Source organism: Plesiocystis pacifica SIR-1 (assembly GCF_000170895.1).
Classification (GTDB): Bacteria; Myxococcota_A; Polyangia; order Nannocystales; family Nannocystaceae; genus Plesiocystis; species Plesiocystis pacifica.
In genome coordinates this window covers 1-15,067 of record NZ_ABCS01000114.1, presented here as the reverse complement: position 1 = coordinate 15,067, position 15,067 = coordinate 1, and the positions used below count along the sequence as shown (strand labels likewise).

Below are 15,067 nucleotides of genomic sequence, written 5' to 3'. Positions count from 1 at the left end.
TCGCAGTTTCAACGGTCAATGACCGCGGCGGCGGACTCCTTCATGGAATCGGGAGTCCTATGATTGCAGCTCGATTACGGGCCGTGGTGCGCTCAATTCGGCGTTCGCCTGCGCTTCAAATGCGCTCACAGCACACTGCCCTCGACGCTTTCCTGGAGCTACGATGGTGATGTGGATCGTTCGAGAGTCGTCTGGGTAGCCTGGGGAGGACTCGTGCTCGCGGGCTGCGGGCCCGGTCTGTCCGAGGGCCGGGAGGGGTTCGGGACGGCCGCTGGCGACGAGGTTGGAGAGTCGGGGTCGGAGAGCGAGACGGAGACGGAGACGGAAACCGAGAGCGAGACGGAGACGGAGACGGAGACGGAGACCGAAACCGAAACCGAAACCGAAACCGAAACCGAAACCGAAACGGAGACGGAGACGGAGACGGAGACCGAGACGGAGACCGGCCCCAGCTGCACCGTCGACGTCGAGCTGGGCGACGCGGCCTCGCTCGAGTGGTTCGACACCATCGAGGCGACGCCCAGCGAGTACACCCTCGAATGCGGCGGCTTCGGCTCGGAGAAGACCTTCGGGTGGACGGCCCCCGCGGCGGGCGAATACCGCATCGAGACCTTCGGCGCGACCCTCGACGTGGTCCTGGGCCTGCTCGGCGACTGCGAGGGCCCGGAGCTGGCCTGCAACGAAGACATCGGCCCCTGGACCCTCGACGCCCGGCTGATCCGCAACTTCGCCGCGGGCGAGTCCGCCGTGTTCGTCGTCGACTCGCTGTTCCCGGGCACCGAGGGCGAGTTCGGCCTGCGCGTGTCGACCAGCGACTGCCCCGAGCAGGTCCTGTCGGGACCTTTGCCGATCCAGGTCAACGGGAGCACCGTCGGCGCGAGCGACGAGTACGGCAGCCAGAGCATCTGCGGCGGCACCGACACGGGCGACCACGCCTACGCGTTCACGGCCCCCGAGGCCGGGACCTACACCTTCGACACCATCGGCTCGAGCTACGAGACCTCGCTGTGGGCCTTCGAGGGCCTGTGCGGCACGGACATCATCGACTGCAACCACGGCTTCGACGGCCCGACCTCCTTCCTGTCCCTCGAGCTCGGGGCGGGCGAGACCGTCACCGTCGCCGTGGACGGCTGGTTTGGCGCCGAGGGGGACTACACGCTCAACGTGCGCAAGCTCGAGGAGGTGCCGGCGAGCTGCCCCGAGCAGGTCCTGCCCAGCGTCGTCCCCCTCGACGTCGACGGGACGACGGTGGGCGCGGCCAACGACTTCTCCGACGAATGCGGAGGCGAGATCGCGGGGGACCGGAGCTACCGCTACACGGCGCCCGAGGCCGGCACCTACAGCTTCTCGACGGTGGGCAGCGGCTTCGACACGACCTTGTCCCTGGGCAGCAGCTGCGGCGACGCGGCGCCGCTGTGCAACGACGACATCGACTGGTTCACGACGGACTCGCGCCTGGTCGTCGACCTGGGCGCGGGCGAGTCGATCATCCTGGTCGTCGACGGCCACACGCCCACGCCGGGCCCCTTCGAGCTCCACGTCGAGACCATCTCCTGCGCCAACGAGAGCGCGCCGTCGACGACCAGCTGGACCCTCGAGGGCTCGACGAGCGCCGGCTTCGACAAGGTCGGCAGCCCCTGCGGAGGCGACGCTGCCCCGGACTGGGTCGTCGAGTGGACCGCGCCCGAGTCCGGGACCTTCCGGATCTCGACCGTGGGCTCGAGCTACGACACGGCGCTGCACGCCCGGGTGGGCGGCTGCAACGGCTCGGTCATGGCCTGCAACGACGACGGCACCGGCAGCGGCGCGGGCGGGGTGGGCTTCGCCTCGCTCATCGAGGTCCAGGCGGTGGCCGGGCAGTCCGTGTTCATCGCCGTGGACGGCAAGGGCTCGGACGCCGGGGACTTCGTGCTCAGCCTCGAGCGCGCCTGTGACCCGCTCGCGCCCGACTGCCCGCGAGGGGAGACCTGCGGCCGTGACGGCGACACCTTCGTGTGCCAGCCGGGCCCGCCGCTGAGCGAGGGGGAGGCCTGCGGCGGCTTGTTCTGCGGCGCCTCGTGTGGGCTGTGCGAGCCCGGAGCGGTGTGCGTCTCGGGCCTCGATCACCCGGCTTGCGGCGTGTCTTGCTGCGACCGCAGCTGTGACCTCGACGCCCCGGACTGCGGCCCGGGGGAGGTCTGCACGCCGGCTCTCGGTGGGGTCGAGGCGGCGCCGTGGCACGGCGACGTCGGCTTTTGCCTGTGAAGCTCAGGCCGCCGGGAAGATCCCGCGCATCTTCATGGCCGCGCGCACGTTGCCCTTGACCTTGCCCTTGCCGGACGTGAACGCCCGCATGCCGTCCATGTCGCCGTTGACGACCTTGACGTAGTCCTCGGCGCCCATCGAGAGGGTCACGGTGGGCTTTTGGTGGGGCCCGTCGACGATGCGCAGCTCGCCGTTTTGGACCACGGCGTGGAAGGTGCGGCCTTGAGGACCGGCGAGCTCCCACTGGAACACCGCGTTGACGCCCTTGGCCGCCGCAGGCACGAAGCGCTCGCCGAGGGTGTCGTAGTACTCGGCCACGTCGGCCACCCGGGCGCCGCCGCCCGAAATGCTCGAGCCGCTCGAGCCGCTCGAGGGCTGGCTCGCAGGCGGGGCAGCGCCTTTGCTGGGCGTCGGCGCCCAGTCGTCGTCGAGCTCGGCGCCGGCGCTCGCGTGGCCGTTGCTCCCGTGGGCGGGGGGCTTGGCGAGCAGGTCGTCGAGGCGGGAGGCGACGCCGCCAAACAGGGGCACGCGCTCGCCGGCGGTGGCCAGCAGCCCGCGGGCGGTGTCGGCCACGGGGGAGGGGACGATGCGACGCAGCAGGCCGCCGCGGCCGTTGCCGTTGGTGTGCCCGTTGCTGCCGTTGCTTCCACCGGTCAGGGGCACGTCGATGCGCGGCTCTTGGGTGCGGGCTTCGGGCCGAGCCTTGGCGTTGGTCTTGGGCTGGGCCTCGCCGTAGAACTGCGTGCACCAGCGCCGGTACAGGCCCACCGGGCCGTCGCCCTTGGCCAGGGCCGGGCGCTCGAGGTAGCGCTTGTTCTCCCAGATCGGGAAGTCCTTGGCGAAGTCGTCGACGTAGGCCTGATAGAACAGCTCGTGGACCTCTTTGGTGAACTCCGGGTCGTCCTGCTCGGCGATGTGCACGATGCCGCGGATGTCGATGTGGTCGCCGTCGATGGGCGTCGCGTAGATGCGCTGGCGGGCCCGGATGTCGGCGTTGCGCACGTGGGTGTGGACGATCACCGAGCCGAGGCCGCGGAGCACGACGTCGAGGTGCACGTCGTTGAGGGTGTCGGGCATGCCGACGATGTCGCCAGGCGCCATGAACTCGAGGTTGATGGTCAGCACGGGCCCGTCGCGTTGGGGCTTGTCCATGATCCGCGCCTGCCGGCCGTCGTGGACCGGGGCGATGTGGGTGATGTCCACCGTGTTCTCGAACACCTCCTGGGGGTGGGTGGCGAGCTGCTTCCAGTGGACCATCTTGCCCTCGGTCCAGCCCTCGGTCTCCAGCTCCGGGATGTCGAAGGCGGGGGTCACCTCGCCGTGCTCGTTGCCCTTGCCGGCGTAGTAGATGTAGATGAGCCCGTTGCGCTCGATGGTCGGCCACGCGTCGATGCGGGCCTTGGGCGGGATGCGCTCGGCGTAGGGCACGTCGACGCAGCGCCCGTCCCCGGCGAAGGTCCAGCCGTGGAAGGGGCAGCGGACGCACTCGCCGACGATCTCGCCGCCGTGGGCCAGGTGCGCGCCGAGGTGGGGGCAGTAGGCGTCGACGACGTGGGCGCGCCCGGACTCGCCGCGGAAGGCGATCATGTCGCGGCCGAAGTAGTGCAGCTCGAGGAGCTGGCCGGCGACGAGCTCGTCGCTGGTCGCAACGACGAACCAGCCCGAGGGGTAGTCGGGGAAGGGGAAGCGCGCGCTGGGCCCGTCGTGATCGGTGAAGGTCAGCTGGGTCATGGTGCTCACTGGGCGGCGGAGGCCGCGGAGTCGAGGTCGGACTTGGAGGACTTGGCCTTGGCCTTCGAGGGCGCACCCTTGCCGCCGAACACGTGCTCGCCGTAGCGCCGGTTCTCCTGGCGCAGGGTCCCGTGCAGGCGGTCCCACAGCTGGGTGTGGTGGCCGTAGTTGCAGTGGAAGTAGACGTGGTGATCGTCGTGGAAGCGGTTGCCCGTGTGGAAGGGCAGGGGCCACTGCACCTTGATGCCGCAGTGGTCGATCATCCCGATGAGGTAGGTGTAGAGGACGACGACCAGGTAGACGGACCAGTGCATCGGCACGACCACCACCGGCAGCATCACGAAGAACTGGAAGACCAGGAACTCGAGGGGGTGGGTGGCCGTGGTCGTGAAGATGACCGGGGCGGTGTAGCGGTGGTGCCAACGGTGGATGTATTTGAAGATCCACTTGTTGTGCATGAAGCGGTGGCTGTAGTAGAGCCCCGCGTCGATCATCGCGTAGCACAGCAGCGCGGAGACCGGCAGCCACACCAAGTTGGTGACCATGCCGCCGGGCGCGTCGGGCCAGCGGGCCAGGTCGAAGTAGAGGGTGCTCCACCCGCCGTTGACCACGTGCCACGAGAAGGTCCCGCCGACGATCCCGCCGATGATGATGTTGAAGCCGCCGAGCTTGAAGCTGTGGCGCACGAGGTCATCTTTGAGGAAGCGCTTGGGCTGGAGCTTCCACTCGTGGGCGCGGTCGCGGCGGCGTTTGTAGTAGGCGACGTGGACCAGCCCGCCGAGCCCCCAGAAGGTGACGACCGAGACACCGACCGAGATGGCGATGATGATGAGGAGGCTGGCGATGGAGTCGTCCATGGTCCGAAGGGCCCGGGTGACGCGAGCCTCGGGACTGAGGATGTCAAGTTTCGCTGACAGGTGTCAATCACCCTGGACGTTGTTTCTGATACCCTCAACGTCACTTCTCGCGCGCTCCCTCTCGCGCGCGGAAGTGAGAGGCTGACCATGGTTGATCGACACTCGGTGCGACGAGGGTGGAGGCTGCTAGCCGGAGCGAGCGCGCTCTTGGCCTGCTACGCGTTTCCGTCCGTGGCCCAGGCGCGCCCGGAGGCGCCGCGCGCTTTTTGCGAGACCTACCCGGAGGTGCCCGAGTGCGCCGGCGTGGTGGTGACTTGCGATACCTGTCACCTGTCTACCGATCCCCCCTCGTGGAACGGCTTTGGTCTCGACCTGCTCGCCGAGCTCGGGCCGCTGACCGCCGACGGGACCAGCTTCGAGGAGGCCCTGCCCGAGGCCCTGCAGCTCATCGAGCTCGAGGACTCCGACGGCGACGGGGTCAGCAACCGCGACGAGATTTTGGTTGGGACCCGAGCTGGCGACGCGACCTCGGTGTGGCTGCCCGACCCGGGCGGCTCCGCGGGCGAGGGCGAGGACGAGATCCTGCCGAACCCCTGGTACGCCCTCGGCGAGTACGACCCCGCCTTCGCCCTGCGCCGCGTGCTGGTGCTCTACTGCGGTCGCTCGCCGACCTACGAGCAGCTCCAGGAGTTCGTCGCCCTCGGCGAGACCAGCGGGGCCGAGGCCCAGCGCACCCGCTTGCACGAGCACCTGTCGAGCTGCCTGGCGGGCGAGTGGTGGCGGACCACCGGCGTCACCGAGCTCGCCGACCCCAAGGTCAAGCCCATCAAGGCGGTGGGCTCGGAGACCAAGGTCGAGATCGCGGGCTTTCGCGTGGTGTTGGCCGACTACGACTGGGACTACCGGCTGTGGCGGTGGATCATGACCGAAGACCGCGACGTCCGGGACCTGCTGCTGGCCGACTACCACGTCGTCGAGGGCGAGGACGGCGGCCTCGAGATCATCACCGGGGCCATCGGCGACCCCACCAACCTCGGCCAGCTCGCTGGCGGCCAGCCCCTGCAGCCCGACAAGCGCGCGGGGATGATGACCACGCAGTGGTTCTGATGTCCAACACCATGTTCTCGGCCTGCCGCGGACCACGGCGGCGCAGGCCTACCGCGCCTACCTGGGCATGGACATCTCCATGAGCGAGGGCATCTTGCCCGTGGCGACGAGCCCTCGGACGTCGACCACAAGGGCGTGGCCCAGGAGGCTGCGCGGCTTGCCACTCCACCCTGGACCCGCTGTCCTACGCCTTCGCCTACTACACCGGCATCATCTTGCCCGCGGGCACGGGCCTGTACAGCGAGAGCCGGCCGGCCAACGAGATGCCCGACTGGGATCCGGAGGTCCACCGCAGCGTGCTGTTTGGCGAGCCCGTCGACGACCTGCTCGGGTGGGCGGCCGTCGCCGTCGAGTCCGACGCCTTCAAGCGCAACCTCGCCCAGATGTTGTTCGAGCACGCCCTCGGCCGGGGCCCTGGCCCCGGGGAGCACGAGGAGTTCGACCTGCTGTGGCAGTCCCTGGCGACCGACGGCTGGTCGGCCAACGCCCTCATTCACCGCCTCGTCGACACCGAGGCCTTCGGAGCGCCGTGATGGTCCGCGACAACTCTCTCCATGCTCTCTCCGCCCTCTCGCTGGCCTCGGTCTTGGCCCTGACGTTGGCGGGCTGCGGCGAAACGGAGCCCGAGCCGGAGCCCGAGGGCCCCAAGGTCGAGGCCTCGGCCAAGGGCGACCTGCAGTGGAAGCGCGCCGACGCCCTCGAGCGCGACCTGGCCGGCGCCCTCGAGCTGGGCACCGACGAGCTGTGCGTCGAGGTCGGGGTCGCGCCCTGCATCCAGGAGGTCCACCTCGTCGCCCTCGGCGGCCACGACCCCATCGATCTCGGGCTCTACGAGTCCCTCGACGAGCCCCTGACGACCACGCCCATCGCCCTCGATCGCGTGGTGCTGTCGGCGTGCATCGCCCGGGCCTCGGCCGACGCCGAGCTGGGCCCGGACGCCGCGGTGGTGTTCGGCTCCCTCGACCTGGCCGGCGAGGCGCCGGCGTCGGGCAGCGAGGCCGTGGCCGAGCTGACCCAGACCCTGACGCGGCGCCTGTTCGCCCGCGATCCGCTGGCGGAGGAGGTGGCGCTCATCGGCGAGCTCACCGTCGACGGCGAGGGCGGCCGGGTCTCGGCCGAGGACTTCGCAATTTTGGCCTGTCACTCGCTGGGCACGACCAGCGAATTCCTGATGTTCTGAGGAGCTTGGCGCAATGACTTCGAATTCGAACGACAAGGGTCTCGGCCGCCGGCGCTTCCTCGCGGGGCTGGGTGGCGCAGCTGGGCTGGGCGCGGCTGGGTTGGGCGCGCTGGGAGCCGGGATGTCCGCCCGTCGCCGGGCCAACGCGGGCTTTCGCGATCACGAAGCAGGGCACGACCCGGCGCAGGCCCTGGCCGAGCGCAAGCTGCTGTTCGTGGTGTGTGCTGCGGGCGGGGGCAGCATCATCGACAGCTTCCTGCCGGTGCTCGACACCGAGGTGGTCAACGGCGAGCCGGCGAGCCTCGACGTCTACCCCGAGTCGCTGATCCGCCAGCCCGAGGGCAGCAACATCCGCTGCCTCAGGAACCTGTCGAACACCAGCTACTTCACGCCGACCTTCTCGATGGAGGGCTTCCTCCAAAACCACTACCCGGACACGGTGGTGCTGACCCACGAGAATACGAGCGTGAACCACGAGGTCGCCCAGCGCCGGGCGGTCACGGGGGCGGGCATCGACAGCGGGCGGACCATCCTCGAGGCGGCGGCCCTGCGCCACGGCTCGGACCTGCTGCTGCCCAACTGCGCCATGGCCACGGGCGGCTACATCGCGCCGGGCACGGACGCCTCGCTGCCGCGCTGGGCCCGGGGCGAGATCGTCGCGGACCCCTTGATGTTCGCGTCCTCGACCCACGGCTACCGCGGCGTGCTCGGGGCTCCGGACGCGGCGCTGATCGAGCGCGCCCGGGGCGTGCGGCGTCAGCTCGACGACGCCTCGCCCTTTGGCCAGACCTTCCGCGACAGCCCCCTGCGCCAGCAGTACCTGTCCCTGCGCGACGAGAACCAAGCTGGGGTCGAGGTCGCCGACCTCATCTCCAAGCTGATGCTCGTGCCCCAGGACGCCCTGCCGAGCAAGTTTGGGCTCGAGAGCTCGCCCATCGTCGACCTGGTCCGCGAGACCTTCCCCTCGATGTACACCGACCCGTGGCAGGCCAAGGCCGCGCTCAGCTTCGCCCTGGCTTACTTTGGGGTCAGCTGCGCGGTCAGCTTGTCCGTGGACTTCGAGCCCGTGGGCACGACCAGCTCGCTGATCTCCACGCCGCTGGCCTTCGACTACTCCCACAACGATCACCGCGTCGCGCAGAACATCATGTGGGGCCGGGTGTGCCTGGTCCTCGACGGGCTGATCCGCCTGCTCAAGAGCTCCGACTACCTGGGCGATCCGGCCCTGGGCAAGATGTGGGATCGCAGCTTGGTCTACGTGGCCACGGACTTCGGGCGCGAGAAGATTCGCCCCTTCAACTCGGGCAGCTACGGCACGGGTCACCACCTCAACAACGGCTCGCTGCTGATCTCGCCGCTGCTCAAGGGCAACCAGGTGTTCGGCGGCATCGACCCCGACACCTTGCTGACCTACGGCTTCGACCGGGAGTCCGGCGCGCCCGAGCCCGGCTCGCTGATGCGCGAGGGGGACGTCTACAGCGCCGTCGCCCAGGCCCTCGACATCGAGTTCGCGCAGCGTCGAGACATGTCGGCGATGATGAAGGCTTGACGCCGGGGTCGGGCGGGGCCACGCAAGAAGAGATGGCCCCGCTGGATCAGGCCCCGACCCCCGTCCACCCCCGAGTCTACGGCGCGCCCTGGGCACGGGCGCGCTTTGGGGCCGAGGCCGATCGCTGCTTCGCCGCGCTGCACCGCTGCGACCCCCTGGCGGACGCGGTGGTCGAGGCTCTGGCCGCGAGCGCGGGCTCGCCCGGTCACCTCGACCTGCCCGCGCTGTGGCGGGCGTGGTCGGAAGGGGGCGAGGCCCTGGCCAAGGTCGGGAACGCCGCAGGCCTGAGCGAGGCGGCCGCGGCGACTCTGGGGGCCCTGTTCGCCGAGACCTCGACCCTGCCCGAGTGGGCCGCGAGCCTCGACACCTCGAGCGCCCGCAGGCTGTTCGAGCGCGTCGGCATCGCGGGCGGCCTGACCCTGGCGCTGCGCTGCCTGCCCGGCGGCTACCTGGCCCCGGCGGGCAACAAGGCGCTGGCCTTTTCGGGTCGGCTGCGCGAGCAAGCGCCCCGGCGGCTGGCGGAGACCACCCGCTTCGTGGCGGCGGTGTGCGAGCCCGGCGGCCTCGAGCCGGGGGCCGAGGGCTGGGTGATCACCCTCCACGTTCGCATCATGCACGCCCAGGTCCGCCACCTCGTGCGCGCGAGCGGGCGCTGGGACGCCGCGGCCTGGGCCGAGCCGATCAACCAGCACGACATGCTCGCGACCATGCTGCTGTTCTCCGAGGTGTTCATCGGCGGGGTCGAGCGCATGGGCTTCGTGGTCGCGCCCGAGGAGGCGGAGGCGTGGGTCGCCCTGTGGCGCCTGGCGGCCTGGCTCATGGGCACGGAGGCGGCGCTGCTGCCCCGGGACTTCGCCCACGCCCAGGCGCTGCGCCTGCTCATCGAGGACACGCAGGGCCCCGGCGACGCGGACAGCCGCGCCCTCGCGGAGGCCCTGGTCGGGGGCCGCTCGCCCGTCGATCGCTCGGCCGCGTCGCCGAGGGGGGCCCGGGCTTGGGTGGTCCGCCACGCGGGGGAGCAGCTGGCTCAGCTGCGCGGGGCCTTTGCGACGGGGCTGTGCCGCTTCCTCATGGGCGAGCGCGCGGCCGCGGGCTTGGGTCTGGGGCCGACGCCGGTCTTCGATTCGATCTTTGCGAGCGTGCCCGCGCTCATCGGTAGCTTCGAGCGGGCGCGGACCCTCGTCCCGGCCCTCGAGGACGAGGCCCGACGCCGGGGCGCGGCCTACTGGCGCTGGGTCGTCGACGCGAGCCTGGCCGGGGTGCCCGCGAGCTTCGAGCGACCGGCCCGCCTCGGGGCGCGCTGAGCTGGCCGCCGTCGCGGGATCTTGCGAAGCCGACACCGGCGGACCTGGCCACGAGTGACGTGCCGCAGTTGCGGACTTGCCCCAGCGGTCTGGAGCCAGGTCGATCGACCGCACTTGCGCGGGGCAGGCAGGGGTCGTAGCACGAGTCGGTGCTGTCCTCCGTGGCGCTCGCGGCTCATCTCGCGTTGACCGCTCTCGGCCCCGCGCCGCTCGCCGAGGCGCCCGCGAGCACGGAGCCCGAGGCCGCCGCTGCGCCGGTGGTGGTCGTGATGGTCGCCGAGGGCGGGGCGCAGGCCGATGCCCGAGCCTTCGCGATGATCGAGGCCCACGTCCTCGGCCTCGAGCTCGAGCTGCTCCGCCGGACCCACCCCGCCTGGGAGCAGGCCCCCGAAGCCGAGGCGATCGCCGCGGCCTCGGTCGCGGTGTTCGAGGACCCCGAGGTCCGCGGCGTGCTGTGGCTCGACATTCAGCCGGGCGCGCTGACCCTCTACGCCCTCGCGCGGGACGGCGAGCGGGTCTACGGCCGGAGCATCCCCGTCGACGCCGACGCGGGCCTCGCCGTGGCCCTCGAGACCCTGGCCAACGTCGGCGCCGTGGCGGCCGTGGCCCTCGCGCAAGAGCGCGTCGAGGCCCTGGCGATGACCGAGGGCGCTGGCGAGGGGCAGGTCGGGGAGGCTCCCGAGGGCTTCTTCGTCGTCGACCTCCAGCCGCCCTCACCGCCCGAGCCCGAGCCCTGCGCCTGCCCCGTGGTGCCCGAGCCTCCTGCCGAGCTCACCCTCGTCGAGGCGCGGCTCGTGCCGGTGGACGAGCCGCGGGCGCATCTGCGCCTGGGCTACCGAGGCGAGCGCTTCGCCTCGAACGTGCCCTGGAGCTCGCTCGCCGAGGTGGCCGCGGGCTGGCGACCGACCCCCACGACGCACCTCGATATGGGCTTGGCCGTCGCGCCCTCGGTGCAGCTGTGGAGCCGCCACGGGGACGTGTCGGTGGAGCTCACGCGCCTCCAGGGCTTCGTCGCTGGCGGGGCGCGCTTTCCCCTGGGCCGGGGCTGGTCCCTCGAGCTCGCCGGTCGCTTTGGCGTCGAGGGCCTGCGCCGGGTGACCCTGGTGGTGCCGCCCGACACGGAGCCGGCGGGCCCCGGTTGGCGGCCGATGGTCGTGCTCGGGGCAGACCTGCGCGCCGGGGTCGAGCTGAGCCCGAGCGCGCGCCTGGTCGTGGGCCCAACCCTGACGGCGGTGCTGCTGCGCAGCGAGCTCGTCGTCGACGCGAACGGCGGAGCGTTTCTGACCCCGAGTGCCGTCCGAGTGGGGGCCACCGCTGGCTTCGACTTCGAGATGCCCCAGGGGCGCGCCAGGCCGCGATCTCGGCCCCGAACCCGGGTCCGGTCCAGGCCGAGCAAAAAAGATTGACCCGCCCCAGGCCCCGGCGGGTACGGGTTCCAAGCCGACCTCTCTCCGCTCCCTCGCATGTCCCTCCCCGCGCACGTCCTGGCACCCGAACGCCCGCGAAGCAGCCGCCAACAGGCCGCCGCCATCGCGCGCGGGTGCGACGAGCTGACCCTCGCCCGCGTCCGCAGCGCGGGCGCCGGCGATCGCCGGGCGCAGCGGTGGCTGGCCGAGGCCGTGCTCGGGGACGTCCGCGTCGTCGCGCGCTCGCTGTCGTCGAGCGCCGCCGATGCCGACGACGCCTGCCAGTACGCGCTCATGCAGATCCTGATGGCGGCGGCGAACTTCCGCGGGGAGTCGAGCGTGCGCCACTGGGCCCGGCGGGTGGCGACCCGGGCCGTGTGCAAGCACCGGCGCGGCGTGTGGCGTCGGCGGGCGCGGGAGCAGAGCTTCGAGGACGGCATGGAGGCCTGGCTCGAGGGCGAGGCCTCGGAGTACTCGGAGGCGCCGCGCCACGGGTTGTCGGGGACCTTGCGCGCGCACCTCGAGGCCCTGCCCGAGAGCCAGAGCGAGGCCCTCATCTTGCGCCACGCCCTCGGCTACTCCATCGCCGAGATCGCCGAGCTGACCCAGGTCAGCCCCAACACGGTCAAGGGTCGGCTGCGCCTGGGGACTCGGGCCCTGCGTCGCCTGGTCCGGCGCGAGAGCTTCGTGGGTGACGTCCGCGGGGCGTCGAAGGAGGAGCCGCGATGAGCCGCGAGAACGCCCACCAGCGCTGGGCCGCCCTGGTGTCCAAGAGCGCCCGCGAGGGTCGCCTGTCGGCCGACGAGCAGCAGCTGCGCGAGGCCCTCGAGCACGATCTGGGCCCGCTCGGAGACGAGGGCGAGCTGTGGGGAGCCTTTGGCGGCCTCGGCCAGGGCATCCGCGGCGAGGCCGACGACGAGATCGTGCTCGACGACCTGTTCCTCGCCCTCGACGAAGCCGGCGGGCCCCAGGCGGCGAGCGAGCTCTACTTCTTCGCCGAGGGCGACGCTGACGAGGATGACGACGATGTCGACGCGCACGCGCCCGTGCTTCGGGTGCCGCGTCGGCGGGTCGAGCGGAGCTCCGCGGAGGAGGAGGACGATGTCCTCGAGGTCGTCCCGGCGTCGAGCGAGCGTCGCGCTCGTTGGCTGGGGGTGGCCGCTGCGTTGATCTTGTGCGCGGGCCTGGGCGTGTGGGCGCGGGCCCTGCTCGAGCCCTCGTCCATGGGCGGCCCCGATCTCGACGCGGGCGTCGACTCGCGCTCGGGCGCGGCCATGGCCGTGACCCGCGGCCGCCAGCGCGGCGAGGCGACGCTCGCGGACGCGTCCGAGGCTGGCTCCGGGCGCCGTGGGGCCGCGCGCGAGGCCCTGGAGGAGGCGCCCATCGAGGTGCCCGCGCCCGTCGAGATCGAAGCCCCGCCCGAATCCGAAGCCGAGGCGGGGACCGACGACGCGTCGCCCCCCGAGCCCCAGCGCGAGCGCGGAGCCAAGCCGTCGAGCCTCGGCCCGGATGCGCTGCTCGAGGCGGCTCAGACTGCGCTCGTGGTCTGCGAGCGCGAGACCGCGGTGGCGCGGTACACCGAGCTCACCGAGCGCTACCCGAGCACGCGCGCCGGCCGGGCCGCGCGGGTCTCCCTGGGCCGGCTGCTGCTCGACGCGGGCCACAGCCGCGAGGCCCTCGCGCAGTTCGAGGCCTACCTCGACGCGGTCGAGGGCGGGCGCTTGAGCGAAGAGGCGCGGCTGGGTCAGATCCGCTGCCTGCGGGCGCTGGGTCGCCGGGCTCAGCTGCTCGAGGCCATCGATGCCTTCCGCGCGGCGCACCCCGGCAGCTTGCACCTCGGGCGCGTGGACACCTGGGCCGACGAGGCGGCCGCGGCCAGCGAGGCGAGCCCGTGAGCGCGCCGAGGCGGATCGGCGTCGCGCTGGCGGCCGCGCTGTTGGGCACGGGCTGCCTGGGGGTCCCCGACTTCATCCTCGCGCAGACCGGCGACGAGAGCTCCCTGGACACCGAGGGCCTCGACGCGGGGTCGGAGTCGTGGTCCGAGGACGGCGCGACCTCGGGCTGGTCCGAGTCGGGCAGCACGGAGTCTGGGCCCTTCGACGAGGGCTTCGAGACCGCTCGGGAGACGGACTTCAGCACGAGCTTCGACGAGGGCTTCGAGACCGACTTCGAGACCGCCCTGGACACGGGTTTCGAGACCAGTTTCGAGAGTGGCTTCGAGACCAGCCTCGACACCGCGCCGGAGACCGGCTGGGGCGAGACGGGCACCGAGTGTGACCTCGAGCTCGAGGAGTGCCTGAGCCTCGCGCAGAGCGAGGCGGACACCCAAGAGTGCTTCCTGATGTACGACGAGTGCCTGGGCGGGCTGGTCGACACGGGCACGGACACCGAGACCGACAGCGTCGATACGGGCTGGGCCGAGTCGAGCAGCGAAGACGGCACGAGCGGCGAAGAGACGGGTGTCATGGACACCGGCAGCGAAGACACCGGCAGCGAAGACACGGGTACCGACACCTCGACGGATACGACCGGCTGAGCAGCCGCGTCAAAAAGTCGAAAAGTCGAAGAAAGATTGACCCGAACGTCGGGCTCGCAGGCACGAGACAAACGGCGGATGGATGCCCGCCGTGATCGGAACTCAAATGAAGACGAAATTTAGCGTTTCCCTCCCGACCTCTCTCGCCGTGTTGTTCGCGTGCGCCACCGCCGTGGGCTGTGGCCGCGTCGACCTCGACTACGACTCGCTGGGCGACGAGTTTGGGGACACCCTCGGTGAGACCGAGGGCTACGACACCGACGAGTCCGACGGGGGGACCGACGAGGGCCTGGACGAGGGCGAAGCGACCAGCGAGGGCAGCCAGGACGAAGGGGAGTCCGACGGCGGCACCGGGGAGAGCGAGGGCGCCGAGGAGGACTCCTACGACACCGGCGACGCCGAGGAGGGCGGCACCGGAGAGACCGGCGGCTTCGAGGAGACCGGCGGCGTCGACGAGGGGGTCGACACCGACGACTGGGGCGAGTCCGGCGAGACCGGCGGCTTCGAGGAGAGCGGCGACTGGGGCGAGACCGGCGGCTTCGACGAGGGCACCAGCGACTGGGGCGAGACCGGCGGCTTCGAGGAGAGCGGCGACTGGGGCGAGACCGGCGGCCTTGACGAGGGCACCAGCGACTGGGGCGAGACCGGCTGGGGCGAGGAAGGGTTCGAGACCTGGGGCGAGGAGGGCTTCGAGGAAGGCTTCGAGGAAGGCTGGGCCGAGTCCTCTTCCGAGGAAGGGTTCGAGACCGGCTGGGGTGAGGAAGGCTTCGAGGAAGGCTGGGGCGAGGAGACCGACGGCTGGGGCGAGACCGGCTTCGACACTGGCTTTGAGACCGGCTTCGAGACCGGCTTCGACACGGGCTACGAGACCGGCGGCGAGACCGGGATCTCGGAGTGCGACCTCGAGCTCGATCTGTGCCTGGGCCAGGCGCAGTCCGAGGCGCAGGTCGAGGCCTGCTTCAGCGCCTACGACGAGTGCCTCGGTGGCGGCGGCGGCAACGAGGATCCCTGCCTCGAGGACTTCGACCTGTGCGCCTCCCAGGCGCAGACCGAGGAAGACTTCATCGCCTGCGAAGAACAACTGTTCGCGTGCTGGGGCTGAGCTAGCTCCCAGCCACTTTCATGGCCAGGGGGCCGCGACCACCGGGGGGCC

13 protein-coding genes are annotated in these 15,067 nt (G+C 71.4%); 11 read left to right on the top strand and 2 right to left on the bottom strand.

Annotation, left to right across the window (positions count from 1 at the left end; translation table 11 throughout):
• The first annotated feature begins 213 nt into the window (after positions 1-213).
• Complete coding sequence (locus tag PPSIR1_RS49740) at positions 214-2,244, top strand: hypothetical protein (protein ID WP_006976023.1); 2,031 nt, start codon at positions 214-216, stop codon at positions 2,242-2,244.
• Between the two features lie 3 nt (positions 2,245-2,247).
• On the opposite strand, the gene PPSIR1_RS44730 is transcribed toward PPSIR1_RS49740, so the two are convergent.
• A complete protein-coding gene (locus PPSIR1_RS44730; protein WP_157596310.1) occupies positions 2,248-3,975 on the bottom strand; it encodes a Rieske 2Fe-2S domain-containing protein in 1,728 nt (575 codons plus the stop codon).
• Positions 3,976-3,980: 5 nt separating this feature from the next.
• On the bottom strand, positions 3,981-4,832 hold the full coding sequence (locus PPSIR1_RS35150) for a sterol desaturase family protein (protein WP_006976021.1): 852 nt from the start codon (positions 4,830-4,832) through the stop codon (positions 3,981-3,983).
• 231 nt (positions 4,833-5,063) lie between these two features.
• On the opposite strand from PPSIR1_RS35150, the gene PPSIR1_RS35145 reads away from it, so the two are divergent.
• The 10 genes from PPSIR1_RS35145 to PPSIR1_RS44720 all read left to right on the top strand — a co-directional run bounded on the left by PPSIR1_RS35145 (position 5,064) and on the right by PPSIR1_RS44720 (position 15,016).
• Complete coding sequence (locus PPSIR1_RS35145) at positions 5,064-5,939, top strand: hypothetical protein (protein WP_045117379.1); 876 nt, start codon at positions 5,064-5,066, stop codon at positions 5,937-5,939.
• Between the two features lie 215 nt (positions 5,940-6,154).
• Positions 6,155-6,472 (top strand): DUF1585 domain-containing protein, encoded by a 318-nt coding sequence (locus PPSIR1_RS35140; protein WP_006976019.1) that lies wholly within the window; start codon positions 6,155-6,157, stop codon positions 6,470-6,472.
• 53 nt (positions 6,473-6,525) lie between these two features.
• Entirely contained in the window at positions 6,526-7,119 is a 594-nt protein-coding gene (locus PPSIR1_RS44725) for a hypothetical protein (protein WP_157596309.1), read from the top strand.
• Between the two features lie 121 nt (positions 7,120-7,240).
• Positions 7,241-8,668, top strand: coding sequence for a DUF1501 domain-containing protein (locus PPSIR1_RS35130; protein ID WP_045117378.1), 1,428 nt, complete (start codon positions 7,241-7,243; stop codon positions 8,666-8,668).
• Positions 8,665-9,972 carry an oxygenase MpaB family protein gene (locus tag PPSIR1_RS35125; RefSeq protein ID WP_157596308.1) on the top strand — a complete coding sequence of 436 codons (1,308 nt, stop codon included), beginning with the start codon at positions 8,665-8,667 and terminating at the stop codon, positions 9,970-9,972. The genes PPSIR1_RS35130 and PPSIR1_RS35125 overlap by 4 nt, the downstream gene beginning before the upstream one ends.
• A gap of 185 nt (positions 9,973-10,157) precedes the next feature.
• Positions 10,158-11,378 (top strand): hypothetical protein, encoded by a 1,221-nt coding sequence (locus PPSIR1_RS35120; protein WP_045117377.1) that lies wholly within the window; start codon positions 10,158-10,160, stop codon positions 11,376-11,378.
• A gap of 57 nt (positions 11,379-11,435) precedes the next feature.
• Positions 11,436-12,107 carry an RNA polymerase sigma factor gene (locus PPSIR1_RS35115; RefSeq protein WP_006976014.1) on the top strand — a complete coding sequence of 224 codons (672 nt, stop codon included), beginning with the start codon at positions 11,436-11,438 and terminating at the stop codon, positions 12,105-12,107.
• Entirely contained in the window at positions 12,104-13,273 is a 1,170-nt protein-coding gene (locus PPSIR1_RS35110) for a tetratricopeptide repeat protein (protein WP_006976013.1), read from the top strand. The genes PPSIR1_RS35115 and PPSIR1_RS35110 overlap by 4 nt, the downstream gene beginning before the upstream one ends.
• Positions 13,270-13,914: a hypothetical protein gene (locus tag PPSIR1_RS35105; protein ID WP_006976012.1), complete on the top strand. Its 645-nt coding sequence runs from the start codon at positions 13,270-13,272 to the stop codon at positions 13,912-13,914. Before PPSIR1_RS35110 ends, PPSIR1_RS35105 begins: the two co-directional genes overlap by 4 nt.
• 148 nt (positions 13,915-14,062) lie before the next feature.
• Positions 14,063-15,016, top strand: a complete 954-nt coding sequence (locus PPSIR1_RS44720) for a hypothetical protein (protein ID WP_157596307.1) — start codon at positions 14,063-14,065, stop codon at positions 15,014-15,016.
• The last annotated feature ends 51 nt before the right edge of the window (positions 15,017-15,067 follow it).